This is a genomic window from Clostridium pacaense, from assembly GCF_020709765.2.
Taxonomy (GTDB): Bacteria; Bacillota; Clostridia; order Lachnospirales; family Lachnospiraceae; genus Enterocloster; species Enterocloster hominis.
Genome location: NZ_JAJFEB020000144.1, coordinates 1 through 258 on the forward strand (window position 1 = coordinate 1; position 258 = coordinate 258).

The following is a 258-nucleotide window of genomic DNA, read 5'->3' on the forward strand; positions in this document are numbered from 1 at the left end:
AAGCTTCCCCACCGTTGAGCTGTCCACCTTCATTTTGTGCAGGAGATTCATGATCGAAATCGTTAAAGATACTCCAGTCATACGGTAAATCTAATTTTTTCCACGTAGATACGTCTGCATCAGGTTTAATGGCTTCCTTAGAATTTGCATTGAGTTTAAAGTACCAATTTTGATTAAAATCCACTTTCCTGTTTTCAATCATTTGATTCACTTCTTCATTTGTTACAGCTTTAGCATCTTCCTTGAGCGGTTTTTCTT

General features: G+C 36.8%; 1 protein-coding gene. It reads right to left on the reverse strand.

Annotated elements, in window-relative coordinates; translation table 11 throughout:
- On the reverse strand, positions 1 to 258 hold a 258-nt coding region (locus LK536_RS58845; protein ID WP_506092340.1), incomplete at both ends, for a hypothetical protein.